The organism is Paenibacillus rigui (assembly GCF_002234615.1).
GTDB classification, from domain to species: Bacteria; Bacillota; Bacilli; order Paenibacillales; family NBRC-103111; genus Paenibacillus_S; species Paenibacillus_S rigui.
The window spans coordinates 170,307-192,632 of sequence record NZ_NMQW01000025.1 but is presented as its reverse complement, the minus strand read 5'-3'; the positions used below and the strand labels follow the sequence as shown (position 1 = coordinate 192,632).

Below are 22,326 nucleotides of genomic sequence, written 5' to 3'. Positions count from 1 at the left end.
AAATGCATCATTATGTATCGGAGCTATCATATCACGCTTGATTTGCTTCGAGCAATGCGATGATGCGCCGCTTTAATGGGACGTAGAATGTCCACAGGAGGGATGGGCTGCAGGAGCTAGAATGATTTTACGGCCTTTTCCAGCATCGCCTGGTCCATGGCGCCAGGATGCTTTTTACGAATCTTACCCTGCTCATCTATGACGTAAGTGGCGGGATAAGCCGTAACCTGATACGTTTTGCCGATATCTCCCGTCGTATCCAGAACAACCGGGAACGTTAAGCCCCAGTAATCAACGAAGGCTTGTACCGGAATTTTACTTGCCTCCGTATGCGTCGCGTCCACCGACAAGATCACGACATTGTTATCCTTATACTCACTGTAAAACCGCTGCATATGCGGCATCTCAACCCGGCAAGGAGGGCACCAGGTCGCCCAAAAATTCAGCACAACCTTTTTCCCGCGAAAATCCGACAGCTTAACGGGCTGCCCCTGCAAAGTTAACAGTTCAAAATCCGGGGCCACCTGCCCGAGCCCGATTCCCGTCTGCTGTCCGGCTTGGTCCATTGCTTGACCACCGCCCCATCCGGCTTTCTCCCACGTGTTGACCGCAACGGTGCTGATTAGCACGTGCACGACAACGAAGGCCAGAACAAAGGTCGGCATTCTCCTCAGCTCCAGTGGCGGACGCTTCCTCAGAAGAATCCCTGCCGCAGCTGCTCCAGCAGCCGCTATCAGCCCTGTCGTGGCAGTATTTACCTCTGAAAAAAAGAGCTCAAAAATCCGATAACTGGTGTACCCCACCAAAATCGAGACAAGCCACGAATCTATATTTATAGGGAAGCTTGGCGATTTTTGGTCCCTTAACCATACATAAGCAGCAGCGGCAAATGAAGCTAACCATGCACCTTCGGTTCCACCGCTGAAATACAGCAGAGACCAAGGGCTATCCAAACCGGTCTGGGGATGAAATACCCATACGCTCAGCTTCCATACGGCTAACCAAAGAAGCAGCACTTCAAAAAAACGATCCGCCGGCTTCTCTTCGGCATTCGTTGAGCGTAACCGCCATCTCATTGCCACATAACCAACGGCCACAGCTGCCGCTATCATCAACATCTGTTTTTGCAACACTAGCGGGCCTATTGTCCATACATCCACTTTCCGTGCCTCCTTACGCAATTCACTATTCTCATTGTGGCCGGAGGACGGGATCATGTCAACTTGTTAAGCTTCCCCAGACATTGTGAATTTCTCTCCAACTCATCATGCCGTTCAGGCAAGCCTTGGCCAAGCTGTTCTTTGACAGCGAAGCGTTTACATATAAGGTTTGAACACTACATCATAGAACAACTGGAGGTAATCAACGACGATGAAGAAACAACTTGCCGCACTACTACTTGCCACAACACTTACGGCCGGAATCGGCTACTCGGTTCCAACCTCAGCTCAGGCTGCCTCTGAAGCCGAAATTGTCAGCACGGTCAGCTTCAGGGAGAAGGCTTCCACCTCTTCGAATGTCATCCGTTATTTGAAGAAGGGTGAAAGTGTTGATTTGATTTCCAAGGTTAATGCTTATTGGTACAAGGTTCGCGATGCCAAGGGCCAGACAGGCTATGTATCCTCAAGCGCTAAATATATCAAGGTCGACTCGTCAGGCAGCGGTAGTACGGGTGGAAGCAGCGGAGGCTCGGGCAGCGTATCGGACAGCACCGCTCTTCGCAACAAAATTATTAATGCAGGTAAAAAATATCTCGGTACCCCGTACGAATACGGCTCTGACCGTTCCAATACGAAAACATTCGACTGCTCCGACTTCGTACGCCAAGCATTTAAGGATGGTGCAGGCATCACTCTTCCCAGCGATTCCCGCGGGCAGGGCGATTATGTGAAAAAGTTCGGCAATACCACAACGGATTGGCATAAATTGAAGCCGGGCGATCTGATGTTCTTTATGGATTATAAAGGTACCAGCAAATCGGCCTATCCGAAGGATACGTCCGGGCAGCGTATTACCCATGTCGCCATTTATTTAGGAGACGGCAAAATTCTCGGCACGTACTCCAAGGAATCCGGTGGCGTACGTATCGATAGTATTGAGGGTAGACACTGGGAATACCGGTTTATTTTTGGCGGCAGCGCACTAAAATAATCGCAGCAAGCCCAAGCACCGTATATGACGGTCTTGGGCTTTTATTTTTTCAGGGCAGGCTCGGTAACATGACGGTCATGCTCGTCCCTTCTCCGACCTTGCTATCCACTTCAACCATCCCTTGGTGAAGGGAAACGATTTTTTTCACGATGGCCAGACCCAAACCGCTTCCTCCATTACTGTCGGACCGGGAGGGATCCCCTTTATAAAATTGATGAAAGACCATAGACTGCTCCCGGTCAGGAATACCGATACCGGTGTCGGTAATGACCACTTTGACCCGGCTCAGCTCAGCCTCGATCCGGATCTGTATTCTGCCTCCGTCCGGTGTAAATTTAATACTGTTGCCCAGCAGGTTCATCCACACTTGACTCAACAAATCGCGGTCAGCCGAGATCGTCGTTTTGGGGAGGTCCAGATCAATTTGCAGCTGCTTTAAGCTCCACACCGGCTCGCATACCACGATAATCCGCCTTATTTGCTCGTCCAGCCTGTACGCTGTTTTATGAAACGGGTGATGCTCGGATTCCAACGATGCCAGCCGAAGCAGATTATCGCTTAGCCTCGAAATCCGCTCACTCTCCGATTGAATGATGTCCAAATAGTATAAGCGGTCGCTCTCCGTCATCTCGTCCGTACGCAGCGCTTTGGTGAACCCGATAATCGAAGTCAACGGGGTCTGGATTTCATGGGAAACATTCGAAACAAAGTCCTGCCGCATCTGCTCCAGACGGCGGAGCTCGTAGGTCATCTCATCGAAGCTCTTCGACAGCACACCAATTTCATCCGTCCGATTCAGCTTCATCTCTACGTCAAAATCCCCTTTGGCCAGCCTCCGAGTGGCTAAAGTCAGCCTATTCAGCGGCTTCACCAAATAGCTGGCAACCAGCAGCATAAACAAGCCTCCCACTACCAGCACAGTGAGCACATGAAGATTAAGTGCCTTTCGGAAATCGACTGCCTTTAGCGGATACGTCGGTCGAATAAATACGGCAAAGGTCTGATTTCGCTGCTCAATTGGCAGGCCATAGATCCAGGAGGCCGGCGTTCTCGGCCCAATCGCCATTGTATTTCCCAGCATCACTCTTTGTACCTCTTCTGCTGTCAATCGGTCAGAGACATCCCTGCCCGCGGCGAGATGGATTGGACTGTCATATACACTGATGGAATACGATTTCATATGCTCCATCAGCTCTACAGTCTCCTTCCAACGATCCGGCGCCGTCTGCTCTAATAAGGCTGCAATATCACCTGCAGTGCTGATGGTATCCTGCTCCATCCATTGTTGAAACTGCTGCTCAAAAAAGCGGCTCGTCAGGATGAATGCCGCTATCAGTCCAATAGCCACTGCCGCGATAAATGCCATCACCACTCGAGTGTACAGCGATTTGAACATCAAGTCACCTCTATACGATAGCCTAAGCCGCGGATCGTGCTAATTTTAAAGCCGGCCCGGTCTTCCTGAAACCTTTCTCTTAGCCTTTTAATATGTACGTCTACCGTCCGTTCGTCTCCTTCATAGCCGATCCCCCATATTTGATCGATCAGCTGCTCCCTTGTAAATATTTGTCCCGGATAATTAGCAAGCTTAAACAGCAGCTCGAACTCTTTTAGCGGTAAATTGATGGTCTCCTCACCCATTCTCGTCTCATGTGACGATTGATCCATCAGGACCGTTCCGATTTGTACAATATGGGAGGACGAAATTTTATAACGCTTCAGCAGCGCCCGAACCCGGACAACCAATTCGATCGGATCAAAGGGCTTGACCAAATAATCATCTGTTCCCAGCTGAAATCCTTTCACCTTCTGGCCCGTCTCCCCTTTGGCCGTCACCATCAGCACAGGGATGTCATACTGGCTTTTCACCTCATGACACAAATCCCAGCCATCCATCTCAGGCATCATAATATCTAATATGACCAAATCTATTTTATGGGATTCCAACCTTACCAAAGCTTCCTTCCCATTCGCAGCTTCGATCGTGTCGAATCCTTCCCTTTTCAAAAACAATGTGATCAGTTCCACAATATGCCGATCATCATCGACAACCAATATATTTGGCATCCCCAGGCGCACTCCTTGCTACTCTACGGTTTATTTCCCCTAGTATACCCTGCAAAAATGAACGCAATATGAACTGATGGGTAAGTTTACCATTGGGAGAATGGAAAAAGACCTTAGCGCCATTCACAAGGCCTAAGGTCCCTTTATTAACTATAATGATAGTTCAAATCCCACTGTATCCCATAACGATCGATCAGCTTCGCGTATTTGGCCCCCCAGAAAGTTTGCTGTAGAGGCATTCTCACCTCGGCTCCGACCTTGAGGATTTCGTACACTTGATCCGTTCGTTCCTCAGAGTCGAATTCAATCGTCAGACTGACTTGGTCGCCTCGGGTGACCTGTTGTCCCGGGAACGTATCGGAGAAATAAAAAGCCAACGTTCCCGCCTTTAAACGGCCGTGAAGCACTTTATTCGCGTAATGCTCCGGGATTGTCATCCCTTTGCCATCGATATATCTCTGAATCATTTCAATTTCTCCGCCAAGCGCATGCGCATAATAATGCATCGCCTCCTCGGCGTTTCCTTGAAACATGAGATAGGGTGTCAGTTTCATGGCTGCTCCTCCTTGATATTTGAACGATGAGCGAATGGATATTCGGCAAGTCCTATCGTAAGTTTTCTGCTCAATCTATTCTTTTATACCCGGAAACAGCTTTTCTGCACATCGGATCATTTCATCATACGCATCACGTAAATCTTGAATTGTCGTTAACTCCGGCGTCTGCTTGATCTCCTCTTCGCTATGCTGCTGGAGCACACCATTCAATCCCTGGTAGTTAAACTTCAAATCTTTGTAGGTTTGGTCCAGCTTCTCTACAACGACACCAATCAATGTTTGATAATGCTCCATTCTATCCCTCCTGAAGTAAGAACTGCTTATCTATGCCGCTATTAAAAACAGATCCCGCCATCAGCGAGATCTGTTCATTGTTTGAAAGTCTATAAGCCTAATATGGCATCGATCATAGGCTTCGTATCGCCGCCCGGGTACATCACATACAGCAAAATGTACACAGCCACACCGGTTGGAGCGGTTAGCAGCCAAATGACTGCCGTCCAACGGCCGATTTTCTTATGCTTGGCAAATCGTTTATTGAATGCGTGCAGGAGTGTAACAATCCCGAATACACCGCCGATGGTAGCCAATGTAATATGGAAAAACAAAAACAAATGGTACGGCAGCTTTAAATGCTCCGGGCCGCCAAAGCTGGTATTCCCTACAAATACGGTCCGGGATGCGTATATCAGGAAGAAAGCAAGAGCAAACGCAGCGCCCCACAGCATCAGCTTCTGATGCGTTTCCCGGTTTCCTTTCGCAATATAGTACCAGCCGAAGGCTACAAAGATAGCACTGATAACTATGAAGCTCGTGCTGATCGTAGGTAAAATATGCATTCTTCGCCCCACCTCATCGATAATAGATTACGCCTGATTCGGATTCCCCTGAGACCGGGAATAGCTCTCCATCAGCAAATCCTCTTCCTCATCCTTTTTACGCTCTGTGCGGTACCAGCGGAAGAAGGTATACGCCAATGCGATACCATACACAATCTCTTGTACAATTTTCATGATGACGCCGCCCAGCTGCTGGTCATTCAAGACGGACATGAACAAAAATTGCTCCGACACATTTTCGTAAGAAGCGTACATCGGCTCACCTGCGAAAATAATGAGCGCACAGGCCGGCGTAAGCAAAACACCATTAATAAAAATATAAGCCATTTTCCACAGCTCGGACATCTTGTTGTATTCCGGCAGCGGAGTGAACACGGGAAACCACATTTGAAACGCGGCCAGCAGAAACACGGTATTATACACATGATGCAGCAGCTCGTTCGCCATCAAGGTATCCATAATAATCGGGATATGATAAAAGGAGAATACCATGTTAAACGTGAACAGCGAAACCAACGGGGAAGTTACGAATTTCATTAGATTGTGCATCGCTTTATTTCTGAACAAGGGACGGAGCAACCAACCTGGTATTCCAAGCAGAATCAACGAAGGCATAATCAGATATAAAATCGACTGCTGCAGCATATGGGCGCTGAAACTAAAGTGGTGTCCGTAATAACTGAGCGGACTCCCCTCTGCAATATAATATAAAAGCAGTCCTGTATAAAAATACAACTCATGCTTCAGCTTAACCGGTTCTGAATCGGCTATTCGATGTCGCCATTTACGAACAGCCATCCCATACAACCACGCGATAATAATCAGCACAACCAGCGTTGCAGGACTCCATAGCTCTGCAAAGCCTGCCGTTCCGGTTGCTGCCGAATGGCCCATGTGCCCCATTGGCTCTGAATTCATGTATAACCTCTCCTTTCTTGATGCGCCCTTTCATGCATCCACCTGAATCTGAGGGTAAAGAAAAAGAGGGGCTTTCATTGCTAAAAGCCGCCTCCTTGTTCCTATTACCACCAAACCCAATATACTGCCATAATTACAGCTGTCAAAGCAATGAATGCTCCAAAAGCCAGACCAATGATTGGAAACAGGTGACCTCTGTCTTTCATGTGCATCCAAAAAGCTAACTGGAAAACGGCCTGAACAATTCCGAGCCCTACCAAAAAGATGATTAAGAACGATTTATCGAGCCCGCCGTACAATACCGCTGCGAAAGCAAGAATTGTCAGTAGTATCGAGATGATATACGACAAGTAATGGTTCCTTGGGCCTTCGAGCCTGTGTCGTTCACCCGAAGAAGTGTGTTGATGACTGCTCATTTACGGTCCCACCTTCCCCAATAAGTAAACTACGGTGAAGATAAATACCCACACAACGTCGATAAAGTGCCAGTACAAGCCGGCTACGTAGAACTTAGGCGCCGTAACGACCGTAAGTCCTTTCTTAAAGGAAGAGATAATCAACAGAGCAATCCATAATACCCCGAACGCTACGTGAGCTCCGTGGAACCCAACTAACGTATAGAAGGAAGTGGCGAATGCACTCTTCGAGAACACATGACCTTCGTGGACATACTCTTTAAACTCATAAATCTCAAGACCCAAGAAAGCAAGACCGAGCAGGATCGTGATTGTCATCCACATAAGCAGCTGATTCAGCTTGCCGCGGTGTAAAGCCATCGTACCGAAAACACTGGTCAAGGAGCTCGTCAACAGGATGAATGTTGACAGAGCTACTGTACCCAGTTGGAAAATTTCTTGACCTGTTGGACCATCCGGTACTTGGTTGCGCAGCGCGATAAACGTAGCGAACAACGTACCGAACAATACGCACTCTCCACCAAGGAAGAGCCAGAAGCCCATAACTTTATTTTTACCTTCTAAGGTCGCAGTTTCTGCGTGAGGTGGCAGGGCACCGCCTACTTCGTGATGTGCACTCATGCCTTTACCCCCTTATCGTTCAACTCTTCAGGTTCAATATGATACCCGTGATCGTCGTATACAGATCTCAGGAACATCGTCAAAAGCATAATCCCCATACCTACGGCCGATACCGAGTACGTGTGATACATAAAACCAAAGCCTGCAATAAAGAAACCGATGGAGAAGATTAGCGGCAAGATGGAAGGTGACGGCATGTGAATCGAACCGATCGGTTCTGCTGGCGTCATCTCTTTATTACCTGCCATTTTCTCTTTCCACAATGGATCCAAACCGCGAACCAATGGAGTTTGCTTGAAGTTATACTCCGGCGGAGGCGAAGGAATCGCCCACTCCAATGTACGTCCGTCCCATGGGTCGGCTGGAGCATTTTGCGGCAAGCGGGATGTTGCAATGATATTAATCAAGAACACGATCATACCGATACCCATCAGGAATGCACCGATCGTCGAGATAAAGTTACCTTCTTCCAAACCAACGCCAGGTTGATATGTAAATACGCGGCGAGGCATCCCCATCAGACCCAAGAAGTGCTGAGGGAAGAATGTCAGGTGGAAGCCGATAAAGAACGTCCAGAAATGAATTTTACCCAAAGTTTCGTTCAGCAAGCGGCCGAACATTTTTGGCCACCAGTAGTATGCACCGGCGAACAAACCAAGCACCAAGCCCCCTACGATAACGTAGTGGAAATGCGCTACAACGAAGTAAGTATCATGGTATTGGAAGTCAGCTGCAGGTACCGCCAGCATAACCCCTGTCGTACCACCCATAACGAACGTCGGAATGAACGCTGTTGCAAAAATGTTTGCAGTGGAGAACGTAATTTGACCGCCCCAAAGCGTAAACAGCCAGTTAAAGATTTTAACCCCTGTCGGAATCGCAATAGCCATCGTCGCAACTGCGAAAATCGCATTACCTACAGGACCGATACCTGTTGTAAACATATGATGGACCCAAACCATGAAGCCCAAGAAACCGATCAGCGCTGTAGCGAATACCATCGAGCTGTAACCGAACAAACGCTTTTTCGAGAATGTACTTACAATCTCCGAGATAATACCAAATGCCGGCAAAATCAAGATATATACTTCGGGATGACCGAAGATCCAGAAAAGATGTTCCCAAAGCACCGGGTTACCGCCCTTGGATACTTCAAAGAACGCGCCGCCGAACAGGCGGTCAAACATCAATTCAACCAAACCTACAGTAATGGCCGGGAAAGCGAACAGAATCAAGGCCGACGTGATGAATGCAGTCCACGTAAACAACGGCATTCTCATATATGTCATACCCGGAGCACGCATGTTAATGATCGTTACGAGGAAGTTAATCCCCCCGATCAGCGTACCCAAACCTGCAATTTGCAAGCCCAAAACGTAGAAGTCAACGCCATGGTAGCTGCTAGTCGAATCAACGATACCCGCAAGCGGTACATAAGCCGTCCAGCCCGCTGCCGGTGCGCCGCCTAGGAACCAGCTTGTGTTCAGCATGACACCACCGAAGAAAAATAACCAGAATCCAAGCGCATTCACGAATGGAAACGCTACGTCACGAGCACCAATCTGAAGCGGCACGACCGCATTCATAAATGCAAAGATGATCGGCATCGCAGCGAAGAAGATCATTGTCGTTCCGTGCATTGTCGTTAATGCATTAAACGTATCGCCGATAAAAATCTTATTGTCTGGATACAAAAGCTGAATCCGAATCAGGATCGCTTCGACACCGCCCATGAGGAAGAAAAGTCCCCCGGCGATTAAGTACAGAATACCGATTTTTTTATGGTCAACGGTTGTGAGCCAATCCATTAAACCGGTGTAATGCTTCGCTTTATGTGAGTGAGCCAACGTATTTTACCTCCTTTGTTCCAAGATGTTCATTATTTCAATGAATTTAAGTATTTGATTACATCGTTGATCTGGTCATCCTTCAAAGGAACCTGCGGCATTTTGTTGCCCGGTTTCACGGCTTGAGGATCCTTGACCCACTGTCTGATGCTGTCATCGTTGTGAGGTAAAATACCTGCTACAAGCTCACGAGAAGCAAATCCGTTCAAGTTAGGTCCAAAACCAAGGCCTTGCGCGTTCACTGCATGACAGGACAAGCAATTTTCTTTAAACACTTGCTCACCGTTTTTCGCATCCGCAGGAATCGCTGCAGGGGTTTTCATTTTATTGACCCACGCGTTGAAATCCGCTTCGGATTTGGACACTACTTTGAAGTCCATCAACGCATGAGATGCTCCACAGAGCTCCGCACATTTCCCTTTAAACGTATCCACTTCATCCGCTTCCAAATAGAACGTGTTCGTCATACCCACGTTCGTATCCTGTTTACCGCCAAGGGACGGAACCCAGAAGGAGTGAAGGACATCGGCAGAGGTCAATTCAAAAGCAATCTTTTTGTTCGTAGGAATGACCAAGTCCTGAGCCGTAGCAATACCCAAATCCGGATATTCAAACTGCCACCAGAATTGATGGGCCGTTACTTTCACGTGAATGGCATCCTTGTCCTGCGTATGATTCTCCGCAAGCTTAACCGTGTAGCTCACCGTCGGAACCGCCAGGATGAGCAACAGGATAATAGGAATAACCGTCCAAATAATTTCCAGTGTGTGCGAACCTTCTACTTGCTTCGGAATAATGTCTTTGTCGCCTTTTTTCTTCCGGAAGCGCACCAATACATAAACGTAGATAACGAATACAACGATTACAACCAAGACCATAATCCCCAAGGAAAGCTTCATCAGAAACAGTTGGTCTCTGGCTACCGGTCCTCTGGGCTTCAAGGCGGAAATCGTTTCGTCTCCACATCCTGTCAGAAGCAGCATCATCAGCCCGAACAGAGGGATGTAACGCCACAGATTTTGCCATCGATTCATCTTATCAATCCCACCTCTAAAGCAAATATTTTTCGAACAAAAGGTCATATATTGTCAATGAACCTAATCACCATATTAACTATAAATTCGCACCCTACAATTGTCAATGAATCTTAACAAGTTCACAAATTGTTCTCAATTGTTTGATTTCATGGGCTTTTTCTCCTTCGTCTCTCTGTTTTATTTCCATAATTCAGGACTTTTATGCATCCAAACACGATGGTGAACCAATGCATATTTTCGTCCATTTGATGAATCCTATTATTGAAATAACGCATCTGGATTCACTAAAAAGGAGGCTTCTATGAGCTATTTTCGACTTATTACGACAATCTTATGTACAAGCTCTCTCATCATTCTGAGCGGATGCTTCAGCTGGTACGATTACAACAGTGCGAATAACTATGGGAGCCGACGCGACGAGCCTAGGCAGGACACATCCAGAGCCTACCAGACCCAGCAGCAATATGCCGTTGTCTCGCATAAACACAGCAACCTGGAAATGAATCAGTTTCTGTCAGATCAAGTGGCCGCTATGGACGGCGTGAACAGTGCGATTGTTATGCTGGCAGACAACATTGCTTATGTGGCTATTACAATTGACAAGACAGCCACCGGCACCCACAGCGCGCCGAACGAAACGAATAACGCCGGGACGGTTCGCGGCCTCTACAGCCCCTATACTCCATTTAACGATTCGGCGGATCCGAGAAAGCTGGCGACAGGCAGCAATTCCTATGATACGGTCATGAATCACGATCAAATTACCCATCTATTCAAGCAAAAAATCGCCGAGAAGATCCGTTCCCTGCAGCCTACTGTTGCGGACGTATATATCTCAGCAAATCGCATCTATATAAATGTAATGAACCGATTAGCCCAATTGGCTTGGAGCGGGAATGACCTTAAGCCTTATTTGCCGGAGTTTGACAGCATATCCGAAAGTATCTTCGGAACGCAGCCAACGGTCCCTACGCAATCGGAAAGCCATTAAGGACTTTCTGAAAAGCAACGCAATTGCCCCTGACTATCGCTTCATATATATATGAAGCGAAGCAGGGGATTTTTATGCTGGTTTCTTTTTCCTCGGCCTTCCTGTAGAATGCAGGTAGTACAACTATGATGCGTGAGCAGCAGAAAGAGCAAAGGTATTTTTATATGAAGAGTCCGTTACAAGCCATGATGAGCTTCTTCCATACAGTACCTGACTCGACGGCAGCATCCGACAAAGGCATATGTCAAGGTCTGACCCGTTGCTCTCGACGAATAATGAATGAACCCATAGATAAGGAGACAATCTATAATGAAATCCAAACCATTTGCCGCACTCGGCATTAGTGATGTACTGTCGGAGGCACTCCAGCAGCAAGGGTACACAGAGCCAACCCCCATTCAGCAAGAAGCCATTCCTGTCGTTCTCTCCGGAAGCGACGTCATCGCCCAGGCTCAGACCGGTACAGGAAAAACACTGGCGTTCGTCCTTCCGATTTTGGAAACCATCGATTTGAAAAAAAACTACACGCAAGCCTTGATCGTCACACCAACCCGGGAACTGGCGATTCAAATTGCCGGAGAGGTACAAAGATGGGCTCCGCTTAAAGGCGTCGGTGTGTTGGCAGCCTACGGCGGGCAGGACGTTGAGCGTCAGCTCAAAAAGCTCGAGGGTACGGTACATATGATTATCGCAACACCTGGCCGTCTGCTGGATCATCTGCGCAGAGGAACGGTACAGCTGCAAAGGCTTTCCACCCTCGTTCTCGACGAAGCGGATCAAATGCTGCACATGGGTTTTCTCAAGGAAGTCGAAGAAATCATTATTCAGACCTCTCCGAAAAGACAAACGCTGCTGTTCTCCGCGACAATGCCGGGCCCGATCCGCAACTTGGCCAAAAGCTACATGAGAACCCCGGAGGAAATCAAGGTAAAATCCAAGCAGGTGACACTGAAGGAAATTGAGCAGGTTGCCGTAAAAACAACGGACCGCGGCAAGCAGGAAGCATTAATCCGGTTAATTGAAGAATATAAGCCCTACTTGGCGATGATTTTTTGCCGGACTAAAATTCGCGCCTCCAAATTAAACGAAGCTTTGCAGGAGCGCGGCTTCGCTTCCGATGAGCTGCACGGCGATTTAACCCAGGCCAAGCGTGAGCAAGTCATGAAGCGATTCAGAGAGGCCAAAATCCAGTTGCTTGTGGCAACGGATATCGCGGCGCGCGGGCTTGACGTAGAAGGCATCACGCATGTATTCAACTACGACATGCCTCATGATGTCGAGAGCTATATTCATCGGATCGGCCGTACGGGCCGTGCCGGACAGCGCGGGATGGCGGTAACGATGGTGGCCCAGCGGGATCAAGGCACACTTGAAGCCATCGAGCGCGGCATCAACGAACAGCTTCCGCGGCGTACCGCCAATGCGGACGGTGAGCTGAGTCCTGCTCCAACTAAGCGCGAATCGAGAGCGGACATGAGCACCACCCGGGACAGCGAACGCTCCGCCCGGGGCGGACGCGGTGAAAGCAGAGGCGGGCGATCCGGCGCACGCGAGCGTCAAGGCAGCAAGCGGGGAGACAAAGCCGCAGCCGGATTTGAACGCAGCGGGCGTGGAGCAAGCAGCAAGCTAGCAGGCGGACGCGGACGCTCGGAGGATATCGCAGGCGCATGGCATCAGCGGGCGGAAGAAAGCGAAGCATTGGAGCGCAGCGAACGCGAGCTGGCAGAAGGCGGCGGGAAAAGAGCCGGTGCTAGAGGCCGTTTCCAAGGCATTGCCCGGACCAGCAAAGCGGCATACAGCGGCGACGAGCAGCGCCGGGGCGCGGGTGAACGCGCCGGTGCCAGAGGTGCTTCGGGGCGCAGCGACGCTAGCGCGCAAGGGCGCACGCGCAGCCAGGCCGCCGCGGGACGCGGACGCGCTGCCGGTGGTGAGCAGCGCTGGGGCGCGGACGAACGCGCCGGCGCCAGAGGTGCTGCGGCACGCGGCGATGCTAGCGCCCAAGGGCGCACGCGCAGCCAGGCCGCCGCGGGACGCGGACGCGCTGCCGGAGGCGAGCAGCGCTGGGGCGCGGACGAACGCGCCGGCGCCAGAGGCGCTTCGGGGCGCGGCGACGCTAGCGCGCAAGGCCGCGGGCGCAGCCAGGCCGCCGCGGGACGCGGACGCGCTGCGGGCGCAACCGCCGGCAAGCGCGATCAAGGCGGGCGGACGACCGGCGCTGCGGGCAAGCCGCGTGCAGGGCGCAGGCCAGCCGGAGGCGGAAGAAGCGGGCGTTAGGACAGCTATTTTTTTCCAAATTAGGGTAAATAACGTTAGGGTTCAGCGGTGAAAGCCTTTACCTTCCGACGTAAACCATGTAAAATAAGGTATACGGTACTCGGCAAGGAACTTCCAAAACTAAGGAGGGGTTTCCATGTACGAATTAAAAGATCATGATATTATCTTTATTTTTACCGGACCCAACGGTGCCGGCCGTAAAACAGTTGCACAAATGTCGGGCGATACACTCGGTATGAAGCAGGTCATTTCGTACACTACTCGGGCACCTCGATCCTCAGAAGTGGATGGACAGGATTACCATTTCGTCTCAAAAGATGAGTTCATCGCAGCCGAGCGTAATCAAGAGTTTGTCGAAGTCATCGAAATCGACGGGAACCGTTACGGCGTGAAGGAGCAGGATGTTGCCGACATGCTGCAAAAGCACGGAGCCATCTACCTGGTGCTGAACCGGTTTGGCGCCGAGTCGTTGAAGCAGCGTTACGGCAGGAAGGCTGCACGCATTTTCATCTATGCTGATCTGAAGACGATCGTAAAGCGCGAGGAGGAACGGGGCGACTCCCCTGAACTGATCGACCGCTACACTTCCCATTACGATGAAGAAATGGCTTATAAAGATCATTGCGAGCACATTTTTGAAAATCTCGATTTGGCGCATACAGTCTTCGATCTAACCAAAACGTTGGACGATAACTATTTGCACCGTAATCTGGTGGACAAAGACTAACGAACAGCGAACAAACAATTCAATATAAAATGAAAAGAGACCGATCCCCTGCGTACTCCACGCGAGACGGTCTTTTTTTCATAGCGAAAAGAAAGGTGAACCCTTGTATGCATATTGTTTCGATTGAACCGACCCCTAGTCCGAATTCGATGAAAATTAATTTGAGCGAGCGGCTTCCCGAAGGTGCCCGCCACACGTATACACCGGGTGAGCCGCAAAAGGCTCCTGCCGCCCTTCGCGGCATTCTTGCGATCACAGGCGTCAAAAGCATCTACCACGCCGCCGATTTCATCGCAGTGGATCGGCTGGCCAAGGCCGATTGGCAGCCGATCCTGCAGCAAATCCGCGAGCTGCTCGGGGGCAGCGAAGCCGCGTCCGCAACAGCCGCTCCATCCGCTGGAGCGGCCACCGTCTCTACTGACGAAGCCGAAGCATCGCTTCCCTTCGGCGAGGTTCACGTGCTGCTGCAGCATTTTCGCGGCATCCCGCTGCAGGTGCGGGTGCAGAGCGGATCCGAGCAGCAGCGGATCGCGCTGCCGGAACGCTTCAGCGAGGCCGCCATCCGGGCGGCAGCGGCATCCCCCAATCTCATCAAAGAGCGTTCGCTCGAGGATTGGGGGATCCGCTATGGCGAGCTGAAGGAGGTGCTGGACGAGGTGGCGCAGGAGCTGGACGCCACCTACGATGATGCCCGCCTGCAGCAGCTCGTGCAGCAGGCGCAGCAGCAGACCGGCGCCCTGCCGGAGGGCGCCGCAGCCGTTCAAGCGGCGGGCCGCACGGTGCCGACGCCGGAAGAGCTGGCGCGGGACCTCACCGACGCCGACTGGAAGCGGCGCTATGCCGCGCTGCAGCAGGTGAAGCCTTCACCTGCGACACTGCCTCTTCTCGTCACCGCACTCCGTGACGAGAAGTCGACCGTACGCCGGCTGGCTACAGTGTACCTCGGCGATTTGAAGGAGGAAGACGGAGTCGACGTGCTGCCTTATCTATATCAAGCATTGAAGGATGATTCGGCGTCCGTCCGCCGCACGGCCGGCGATACGCTGTCGGATATCGGCGACTCCCGGGCTACACAAGCCATGATGGAGGCCTTGAAGGATCCGAACAAGCTGGTCCGTTGGCGGGCTGCCCGATTTCTTTACGAAGCGGGTACGGATGAAGCTCTGCCCGCACTGAAAGAGGCGTTAGATGAGCCGGAATTCGAAGTTCGCATGCAAATGCACATGGCTATCGAACGAATGGAAGGCGGCCACGCCGCTGAAGGGTCGGTATGGCAGCAGATGACCCGGCGTTCGCAGTAACCTAAAGCCTAAGACATCCCTGACCTTTTATGCGGCATACCCACATCCATGCGTGAGATACGAACATACGAATAAATACTAATACCCAATTCCCTGCACCCACATCATAATACAAAGACGCCTCACTACCGCGAACCACGTGGCAGTAAGGCGTCTTTTCATAATCAATCACGGATTATCGGATTCCCTAGGGGGACTTATACCGTGTAATATTTTAAAACATGATGGAGCTTATCGCTTCTCTCATTCAGCGACTCGGCGGAAGCGGCGATTTCCTCCATCGAAGCAAGCTGCTGCTGAGTGGCGGAGGCGACTTCCTGCGCGTGAGCAGCGGCATTGCGGGAAATCAGGACCGTTTCTTCCATCGACGCCGTCACCTGCTGCGAGCCTGCGGACATTTGCTGCGATGCGGCCGATATTTCCTGAATTTGCTCGGCTACCTGCTGAATGGACCCAAGGATACGGCCGAATACTTCGCCGCTTCGCTCAATCGTATCCGTTCCTTTGTCGACTTCCTTGACGCCAACTTCCATTTTCTCAACCGCCTCCTGACTGCGGTCCTGAATCATTCGGATGAGCTGTACGATCTGCTTGCCGGAAGCTTCCGATTCCTCGGCCAGCTTCTTCACTTCCGCCGCTACAACCTGAAAACCCCTGCCATGCACCCCGGCTCTCGCTGCTTCAATCGAGGCATTCAACGCCAAGAGCTGAGTCTGCTTGGTAATGGCATTTTGCGCTTCGGCAATCCGATTGATTTGGCTGGAGGCATCCCCAAGCAGGCGGATCGTCACCGCCGTTTCCTCCACTTTTTCCTTAATGGACGACATCTGCTCCACCGCTCGGCTGACGACCTCATGGCCATGGTTCGCATCCGCGGCTGCGCCATTAGCAGATTCCGAAACAAACGCAGACGTTTCCGCAATTCGCTGAACCCCTGCCGCCATTTCCTGCATAGCCTGCGACGTCTCCTGAGCCGTATGCATCTGCAGCTCCGAGCCGGTAGCAACCTCCTGGATCGTCCTTGCTATTTGCTCGGAAGAACGGGTCGATTCCAAGCTTGCCAGGGACAACTGCTGCGAAGAAGTGTTTACGAGCTCGGCCACCTGCTTGCTCTCCCCTACAACATGCTGGAACGAATCCGCCAAAGCATTGAAGGCATGCACCAATTGGCTCAGCTCATCCTTGGTATCAACAGGCGCCCTAGCGGTTAGCTGCCCTTGGGACAGCAAGGCGGACGTTTCCTTCAGCTGGTCTACCGTGTGCTTAACGGAACAATAAAATGCAATAAACACATAGGCCGCAATAAGAATAAATAACAAAGTCATCGCCAGCAGCGTCACTTTACTCGATTCCGCCTTATGGATTCGCTGTACTAATTGTTGATCCAGCTGTTGGAGCTCCGTCTGATACAGCACGCCTGATGCATCGAACGCTTTGGCCGTCAGCTCGTCCAGCTCCGCGGTTTTCATAATAAACGAAAAGGATGCAACAATATTCGAGTATAACGAATTATTAAAGAAAGTGACGCCTTCCATCGCCTGCTTCAAGGCTGCGCTCAGTTTTTCTTCTGAAGCGCGATTGTATTGATAGGAAATTTGCGTCGAATCCTTCAGCTTATCTAAATAAGCGCTGATGTCTCCTGTTGAAAGGATCATCTGCTCCTTCTCGACCGTATTGTTGAAATTCCCCCGTTGAAGCAGTTCCCCGCTTAGACTTGCGGCTTTGCCGATACTAAACCACAAATACGGCATCACGTTCACCGTGGAATCCATCAAATAATAGCTGTCCATCTGGGGATCCAATATAAGATTGGACTCATTCTTGACTTCGTTCACCAGCTTGGCAATCGACTTTTCCATATCCATGTGTTTATCTTCATTATCGGTCGCATTAAAGCTGCCTGCGGACGACTTCAAATCATTCCACTGGCTCATTAATGGCTTGAGCGAATCCGAGACATCGAGAAGAGCGCGATGAGACGTGTTTTTTTGATCCAATTGGGCAAGGACCTGATCTACCTGGGATTGCCATTCAGTTATCTGCCCCGTGGCGGCTTTATTCCCCCTGATAGAGGCTGCCGCTGTAAGCCTGTGCTTCTCCACCGCCGTAATCAGCACATTCAAATCTTGAAGAAGTTCCGTTCCCAGGCGCTCCTGCTCGGCAAAGCGAATTTCTTCATCCAGTTTATTGAAATATTGGACCAGCATGAACGTGATGGGAATAAGAAAAATAAGTCCGATCAGTCCAAACTTGATCGAATAACGAAGACGGTTTAGCACAAGCATAGCGGGCTTAAACATCTGGCTCCAGTGTCTCATCCGATTGCCCATAAGGATCATCCCCTACGATAGTATTACGTCACAAAATATGACATAATATTATTATATAGGCTGAAATATCCAAAAAACAAGGATTATTATGTAAGTTTATGTCACATGCACAAAATTAGAGTACCGTTTCGCCTAATTTTAGGACCTGCAAGGAGGATTCATTTAGCCCCCTTCGTTCCCATTCCGCATACAGCCGATCCAATGCCTCTTTAGGCGTATCGTCCGCAAGCCGAAAAGCACCGTAATGCATCGGAATAAACAGCTCCGCCTGAACCTCTACAAAAGCCTGCACCGCCTCCTCCGGCGTCACATGCTGCATTGACATGAACCATTCCGGCTCATAGGCCCCGATAGGCATCAGCGCATACCGGATCGCGAAACGCTCGCCGATCTGCCGAAAGCCCGGGAAGTAGCCGCTGTCTCCCGCAAAATATACCGCTTCACGGCCGCTGTGCCGCTCCGGCTGAACCACCCAGCCGCCCCAGTGCGAGCGGTTCGTATCCCACAAGGTGCGGCGCGTCCAGTGCTGCGCCGGTACAAAATGCAGCTCCAGCCCTCCGAGCTGCGCCTGCTCCCACCAGCCCAGCTCCGTGACATGAGCGAAGCCCTGGGCTCGCAGCTTGGCCCCGAGACCCTCGGGGACGAACAGCTGCGCTGTTTTGAATCTGCGCAGCGATGCCATATGCATATGGTCGTAGTGACTATGCGACAGCAGCACCGCGTCGATATTAGGCAGCTCGGACAGCTGCAGGCCTGGAGGCGCCAGCCGCCTGGCGAAGCCCATCCGCTCGGCCCAGACCGGATCGGTCAGCAGGTTCAAGCCGCCGATCTGGATCAGAAACGTGGAATGTCCGATCCACGTGATGGACGTTTCCGTCCGATTCGTTCGGAGGAAATCGGTTCTTTTGTCCAGGCATTGAGGAACGACATAGGATAAGTCCTTGATCTTTCTTCTACGCTCCGCCTGCCACTGCCGAAGCCTGCGAAAATTATTGTCCATTTGGACACCATTCATATTCTCGAATCTTTTGCCAGCTATGGGTACCCTCTCCTTCATGACACCGGAATAACGCTATTATCTCAATATATTTCACTATAACGGTTTCCTTAGGGTGCTGTAAAATTCTAGCCAAACAGTATAAGCAGGACAAAACATTCTGTCGCAAACAAAAAACAGGCGAGAATACCACTCCCCTGTCCCTGTCGGATTTAAAAACAGCTGTTCTCTCAAGCTGCCTGTACTTTTTATTTTGTGCTACAATAATTTCACAATGCCCTGAAAGGAACGGATGCCCCCTATGTCTCACCCTCGAATCGTCATTTACAGCGGCGGCACGCTCGGAAGCTGGGCGCTTCCCTATGCCGATGGCGCGGATCTGCTCGTCGGAGCCGACCGCGGAGCGCTATTCATGCTCCGCCACGGATTAAAGCCCGATATCGCCCTAGGTGATTTCGATTCGGTTTCAGCCGATGAACTGGTGGAAATCGAACGGCACAGCACCCTTTTTCAAAGCTGCGATCCTATTGATAAAGACTATACGGATACCGAGCTTGCCTTCGCATGGGCACTAAGTCAGTCCCCTTCCGAGATTATTGTGTGCGGTGGGCTCGGCACCCGCTGGGACCATTCCTTGGCTAATATTCATTTGCTGCGCCAAGGCTTGCAAGCCGGTGTTCCTTGCCGCATGCTGGACGAGCATAATGAAATTATGCTGATCGACCAAACAAGGCCCCTGCAGCTAACTGCCGGGACCTACCCTTACGTATCACTGCTCCCGTTGACATTGGACGCAGCAGGAATTACTTTGCAAGGTTTCTTGTATCCTCTCACGGATGCCAGGCTGACGATAGGACAGTCTCTCGGCATCAGCAATGTATTGACAGAACCGACCGGAACCATCACAGTGAAGGAGGGACTCCTCCTCGTTATTCAAAGCGGCGATCCCCGACCAATCGGCTAGCTGAGCCTGCGGCCATCCTTCGGAAAAACAAAGCACAGGGTCTCGGCTCATCGCTCGATTTCGCCCCGACCACGCCATACATGCTTAGCTCCGTTATCCGACGGATTGACCCGCCGCAGGCTTTTCGCCGCCCTTTTGCAGCTGGTACATCCGGTAGTAGCGGCCCTGCTGACGCATCAGCTCGTCATGGGTGCCCCGCTCCACGATTTCCCCTCGATTCAGTACAAGAATGAGATCGGCCTCCCTTATGGTAGATAAGCGATGGGCAATCACGAAGGTCGTCCGGCCCTCGCTAACGACCTGAAGCGCCCGCTGGATCAGCCCTTCCGTCTCACTGTCGATACTGGCCGTAGCCTCGTCTAGAATGAGAATCGCGGGATCGAAGGCCAAAGCCCTCGCAAAGGAAATCAGCTGCCGTTGACCCGCAGATAAGGTGCTGCCCCGCTCCACAACCGGCTCATTGTAGCCCCCGGGGAGCTGTTCTATGAAAGGAGCCGCCCCTACATCAGCCAACGCCTGTCTTACCCGGGTCTCATCAATTCCTTCATTATAGAGGCTCACATTGAATTTGATATTTCCGGCGAACAGGAACGGGTCCTGCAGGACGATTCCCATATGCTTGCGCAGTGCCTGCTTGCTCATGCCCGCGATATTCGCTCCGTCGATACGAATGCTGCCCGAGCTCGGCTCATAAAACCCCAACAACAAATTCATAATCGAGCTTTTGCCGGAGCCCGTGTGGCCAACCAAGGCAACCGTTTCCCCCTGCTTCGCCTCGAAGGTAATGCCGCGCAGCACCGGCTCCCCTTCCTTGTAGCCGAAGGTCACGTTGTCAAACACCACATGCCCTTGCGGCCGGGGCAATCCAACCGCTTCCTCCAGCTCCCTTCCCTCCAGATCAAGCAAATAAAACACTTTTTCCGCAGAAACCATGGCCCGCTGGGCATTCATCAGCTGATCGAAAATCCCGATGATCGGCTGAAAGAATCGTCCCAAGTAGTCGATAAAAGCATAAAAGACACCGAACGAGATGGCGGTTTGCAGCGATTGGCCCCCAAAATACCAGATCGTCCCTGCGGTAAACAGCGCTCCTACCAAGCCGGTGAAGTTCCGCGACGATAGCGAGAACACACGGAATTGCTTGACGTTATTGCGGTAGCGGTCCTCATTGAGCACCTCGAATTCATCCAGCCGCGCACGTTCCTGCCGGAACGCCTGCACGATCGGCATAACGGCGATCGACTCGCTGATCATCGCATTCATATCGCTCAGCCGCGCCCGCATGACGGTAATGTACTTGCGCGAAAATTTTAAATGTACATACATCACGACGATAAACACCGGAATGAAAATCAGCGTAACGAGCGCCAGCCGGAAATCGAGTAAAAACAACGCAATATAAATACCGCCAATATTGATCGTACTGACGACGAAGGTCGCCATAAAGCTCATGAACAAATCTTTGATCGCTTCTGTGTCATTAGCAATCCGGGACACAACCTGACCTATCGGCGTATTGTCAAAATATCGGATCGGAATTTGCTGAATGTGCCTCATCAAATCCATCCGCATTCTCTGAATGATGCGCAGAGCCGTCGATTGAAGCGCGTAGGCCTGCACGTAATGAAGTACACCGGCCAGCACCAGCAGCCCGACGAACAGCCACAGCCACCGGAACACCGCACCCGTATCGTACTGATACAGAGAGACGACCTCCGATGCGCTCAGCTTGCGTGCGGGGTAGGCCTGCGGCGCTTCCCCGCTGCGGCTAACCTGTGCAACGGCTTCCCCCTGCCCCGGCCCGGTCTGCAGCGACCAGTTGCCGTCATACCGGTCCGCACCGCCGATCAAGTACATTGCGCCGCCCAGCTGCATGAACCGAACTTCCTTGCCGGCCCTCCTTATGGCATCCGCTCCGAAAAGCTTGGCATCCTGATCGCCCGGCTGCGCCCAATCGTTCCGGACATAAGCCTTGCCGTCCAACTCCACGTAGGGCGTACCCGAACCCGCCGCCTGCTGCAAGGATATCTCATACCAGGGCAGCTGTACGCTGCTGATATGCTTATCAATTATCGTCTTGGCGATATAAGGCCCTGCAAGCTCTGCGCCTACAGCGCAGCAAAGCACGAGCAGCGCTGCGGCGATCCGCAGCTTGTAAAGCAATGCATAACGGGTTAACCGTCTGATGACCGACGATTTCGTTGATTTTTGCTCCGACGCCATACTTCACTTCCTTTCTTCCTCCGTTCGCTTCTTCCGGAACGTGTGCTCAAGCCTGCCGCTTCGCCA

General features: G+C 51.3%; 20 protein-coding genes. 6 read left to right on the top strand and 14 right to left on the bottom strand.

From position 1 onward, the window contains the following. Window positions 1–116 precede the first annotated feature (116 nt). Window positions 117–1,160 carry a peroxiredoxin family protein gene (locus CF651_RS18670; RefSeq protein ID WP_179232872.1) on the bottom strand — a complete coding sequence of 348 codons (1,044 nt, stop codon included), beginning with the start codon at window positions 1,158–1,160 and terminating at the stop codon, window positions 117–119. A gap of 211 nt (window positions 1,161–1,371) precedes the next feature. Between CF651_RS18670 and CF651_RS18665 the strand changes: the two genes are divergently transcribed. Continuing rightward, a complete protein-coding gene (locus CF651_RS18665; protein ID WP_094016372.1) occupies window positions 1,372–2,151 on the top strand; it encodes a C40 family peptidase in 780 nt (259 codons plus the stop codon). A gap of 49 nt (window positions 2,152–2,200) precedes the next feature. Here CF651_RS18665 and CF651_RS18660 read toward each other — a convergent pair whose 3' ends face one another. The 10 genes from CF651_RS18660 to coxB all read right to left on the bottom strand — a co-directional run bounded on the left by CF651_RS18660 (window position 2,201) and on the right by coxB (window position 10,450). Beyond that, window positions 2,201–3,547, bottom strand: coding sequence for a sensor histidine kinase (locus CF651_RS18660; RefSeq protein ID WP_094016371.1), 1,347 nt, complete (start codon window positions 3,545–3,547; stop codon window positions 2,201–2,203). Continuing rightward, a complete protein-coding gene (locus tag CF651_RS18655; protein ID WP_094016370.1) occupies window positions 3,547–4,218 on the bottom strand; it encodes a response regulator transcription factor in 672 nt (223 codons plus the stop codon). The genes CF651_RS18660 and CF651_RS18655 overlap by 1 nt, the downstream gene beginning before the upstream one ends. 146 nt (window positions 4,219–4,364) lie before the next feature. Continuing rightward, window positions 4,365–4,772: a VOC family protein gene (locus CF651_RS18650; RefSeq protein WP_094016369.1), complete on the bottom strand. Its 408-nt coding sequence runs from the start codon at window positions 4,770–4,772 to the stop codon at window positions 4,365–4,367. A 75-nt stretch (window positions 4,773–4,847) separates the two neighbouring features. Further along, window positions 4,848–5,069, bottom strand: a complete 222-nt coding sequence (locus tag CF651_RS18645) for a hypothetical protein (protein ID WP_094016368.1) — start codon at window positions 5,067–5,069, stop codon at window positions 4,848–4,850. A gap of 89 nt (window positions 5,070–5,158) precedes the next feature. Continuing rightward, the gene (locus CF651_RS18640) at window positions 5,159–5,614 is read right to left on the bottom strand and encodes a DUF420 domain-containing protein (RefSeq protein ID WP_094016367.1); all 456 of its coding nucleotides are present in this window, start codon (window positions 5,612–5,614) and stop codon (window positions 5,159–5,161) included. Window positions 5,615–5,641: 27 nt separating this feature from the next. Next, the gene (locus CF651_RS18635) at window positions 5,642–6,532 is read right to left on the bottom strand and encodes a cytochrome c oxidase assembly protein (RefSeq protein ID WP_245856029.1); all 891 of its coding nucleotides are present in this window, start codon (window positions 6,530–6,532) and stop codon (window positions 5,642–5,644) included. Between the two features lie 104 nt (window positions 6,533–6,636). Continuing rightward, entirely contained in the window at window positions 6,637–6,948 is a 312-nt protein-coding gene (locus CF651_RS18630) for a cytochrome C oxidase subunit IV family protein (RefSeq protein ID WP_094016366.1), read from the bottom strand. Further along, on the bottom strand, window positions 6,949–7,569 hold the full coding sequence (locus CF651_RS18625) for a cytochrome (ubi)quinol oxidase subunit III (protein ID WP_094016365.1): 621 nt from the start codon (window positions 7,567–7,569) through the stop codon (window positions 6,949–6,951). Further along, window positions 7,566–9,377 carry a cytochrome c oxidase subunit I gene (gene ctaD / locus CF651_RS18620; protein WP_179232878.1) on the bottom strand — a complete coding sequence of 604 codons (1,812 nt, stop codon included), beginning with the start codon at window positions 9,375–9,377 and terminating at the stop codon, window positions 7,566–7,568. The genes CF651_RS18625 and ctaD overlap by 4 nt, the downstream gene beginning before the upstream one ends. A gap of 71 nt (window positions 9,378–9,448) precedes the next feature. Beyond that, a complete protein-coding gene (coxB, locus tag CF651_RS18615) occupies window positions 9,449–10,450 on the bottom strand; it encodes a cytochrome c oxidase subunit II (protein ID WP_094016363.1) in 1,002 nt (333 codons plus the stop codon). 304 nt (window positions 10,451–10,754) lie between these two features. On the opposite strand from coxB, the gene CF651_RS18610 reads away from it, so the two are divergent. From CF651_RS18610 to CF651_RS18595, 4 genes are all read left to right on the top strand, one after another. Further along, the gene (locus CF651_RS18610) at window positions 10,755–11,444 is read left to right on the top strand and encodes a YhcN/YlaJ family sporulation lipoprotein (protein ID WP_094016362.1); all 690 of its coding nucleotides are present in this window, start codon (window positions 10,755–10,757) and stop codon (window positions 11,442–11,444) included. A 309-nt stretch (window positions 11,445–11,753) separates the two neighbouring features. After that, window positions 11,754–13,718, top strand: coding sequence for a DEAD/DEAH box helicase (locus CF651_RS18605; protein ID WP_094016361.1), 1,965 nt, complete (start codon window positions 11,754–11,756; stop codon window positions 13,716–13,718). A gap of 136 nt (window positions 13,719–13,854) precedes the next feature. Continuing rightward, window positions 13,855–14,445, top strand: coding sequence for a guanylate kinase (locus CF651_RS18600; protein WP_094016360.1), 591 nt, complete (start codon window positions 13,855–13,857; stop codon window positions 14,443–14,445). Between the two features lie 107 nt (window positions 14,446–14,552). Beyond that, a complete protein-coding gene (locus tag CF651_RS18595; RefSeq protein WP_094016359.1) occupies window positions 14,553–15,746 on the top strand; it encodes a conserved virulence factor C family protein in 1,194 nt (397 codons plus the stop codon). Window positions 15,747–15,943: 197 nt separating this feature from the next. On the opposite strand, the gene CF651_RS18590 is transcribed toward CF651_RS18595, so the two are convergent. Together CF651_RS18590 and CF651_RS18585 are read right to left on the bottom strand one after the other, a co-directional pair. Further along, complete coding sequence (locus CF651_RS18590) at window positions 15,944–18,076, bottom strand: methyl-accepting chemotaxis protein (RefSeq protein WP_179232871.1); 2,133 nt, start codon at window positions 18,074–18,076, stop codon at window positions 15,944–15,946. 115 nt (window positions 18,077–18,191) lie between these two features. Then, on the bottom strand, window positions 18,192–19,076 hold the full coding sequence (locus CF651_RS18585; RefSeq protein WP_245856027.1) for an MBL fold metallo-hydrolase: 885 nt from the start codon (window positions 19,074–19,076) through the stop codon (window positions 18,192–18,194). 298 nt (window positions 19,077–19,374) lie between these two features. Between CF651_RS18585 and CF651_RS18580 the strand changes: the two genes are divergently transcribed. Then, complete coding sequence (locus CF651_RS18580; RefSeq protein ID WP_094016356.1) at window positions 19,375–20,037, top strand: thiamine diphosphokinase; 663 nt, start codon at window positions 19,375–19,377, stop codon at window positions 20,035–20,037. Between the two features lie 93 nt (window positions 20,038–20,130). Here CF651_RS18580 and CF651_RS18575 read toward each other — a convergent pair whose 3' ends face one another. After that, entirely contained in the window at window positions 20,131–22,260 is a 2,130-nt protein-coding gene (locus CF651_RS18575) for an ABC transporter ATP-binding protein (RefSeq protein WP_094016355.1), read from the bottom strand. Window positions 22,261–22,326: the final 66 nt, after the last annotated feature.

What these genes read in the sequence shown, in the direction of transcription:
- CF651_RS18660 (WP_094016371.1), bottom strand. Translation starts at nt 3,547, where the DNA reads ATGTTCAAATCGCTGTACACTCGAGTGGTGATGGCATTTATCGCGGCA.
- CF651_RS18580 (WP_094016356.1), top strand. Translation starts at nt 19,375, where the DNA reads ATGTCTCACCCTCGAATCGTCATTTACAGCGGCGGCACGCTCGGAAGC.
- CF651_RS18595 (WP_094016359.1), top strand. Translation starts at nt 14,553, where the DNA reads ATGCATATTGTTTCGATTGAACCGACCCCTAGTCCGAATTCGATGAAA.
- CF651_RS18640 (WP_094016367.1), bottom strand. Translation starts at nt 5,614, where the DNA reads ATGCATATTTTACCTACGATCAGCACGAGCTTCATAGTTATCAGTGCT.
- coxB (WP_094016363.1), bottom strand. Translation starts at nt 10,450, where the DNA reads ATGAATCGATGGCAAAATCTGTGGCGTTACATCCCTCTGTTCGGGCTG.
- CF651_RS18590 (WP_179232871.1), bottom strand. Translation starts at nt 18,076, where the DNA reads ATGGGCAATCGGATGAGACACTGGAGCCAGATGTTTAAGCCCGCTATG.
- CF651_RS18655 (WP_094016370.1), bottom strand. Translation starts at nt 4,218, where the DNA reads ATGCCAAATATATTGGTTGTCGATGATGATCGGCATATTGTGGAACTG.
- CF651_RS18575 (WP_094016355.1), bottom strand. Translation starts at nt 22,260, where the DNA reads ATGGCGTCGGAGCAAAAATCAACGAAATCGTCGGTCATCAGACGGTTA.
- CF651_RS18665 (WP_094016372.1), top strand. Translation starts at nt 1,372, where the DNA reads ATGAAGAAACAACTTGCCGCACTACTACTTGCCACAACACTTACGGCC.
- CF651_RS18585 (WP_245856027.1), bottom strand. Translation starts at nt 19,076, where the DNA reads ATGGACAATAATTTTCGCAGGCTTCGGCAGTGGCAGGCGGAGCGTAGA.
- CF651_RS18600 (WP_094016360.1), top strand. Translation starts at nt 13,855, where the DNA reads ATGTACGAATTAAAAGATCATGATATTATCTTTATTTTTACCGGACCC.
- CF651_RS18625 (WP_094016365.1), bottom strand. Translation starts at nt 7,569, where the DNA reads ATGAGTGCACATCACGAAGTAGGCGGTGCCCTGCCACCTCACGCAGAA.
- CF651_RS18610 (WP_094016362.1), top strand. Translation starts at nt 10,755, where the DNA reads ATGAGCTATTTTCGACTTATTACGACAATCTTATGTACAAGCTCTCTC.
- CF651_RS18650 (WP_094016369.1), bottom strand. Translation starts at nt 4,772, where the DNA reads ATGAAACTGACACCCTATCTCATGTTTCAAGGAAACGCCGAGGAGGCG.
- CF651_RS18645 (WP_094016368.1), bottom strand. Translation starts at nt 5,069, where the DNA reads ATGGAGCATTATCAAACATTGATTGGTGTCGTTGTAGAGAAGCTGGAC.
- CF651_RS18630 (WP_094016366.1), bottom strand. Translation starts at nt 6,948, where the DNA reads ATGAGCAGTCATCAACACACTTCTTCGGGTGAACGACACAGGCTCGAA.
- ctaD (WP_179232878.1), bottom strand. Translation starts at nt 9,377, where the DNA reads ATGGATTGGCTCACAACCGTTGACCATAAAAAAATCGGTATTCTGTAC.
- CF651_RS18635 (WP_245856029.1), bottom strand. Translation starts at nt 6,532, where the DNA reads ATGAATTCAGAGCCAATGGGGCACATGGGCCATTCGGCAGCAACCGGA.
- CF651_RS18605 (WP_094016361.1), top strand. Translation starts at nt 11,754, where the DNA reads ATGAAATCCAAACCATTTGCCGCACTCGGCATTAGTGATGTACTGTCG.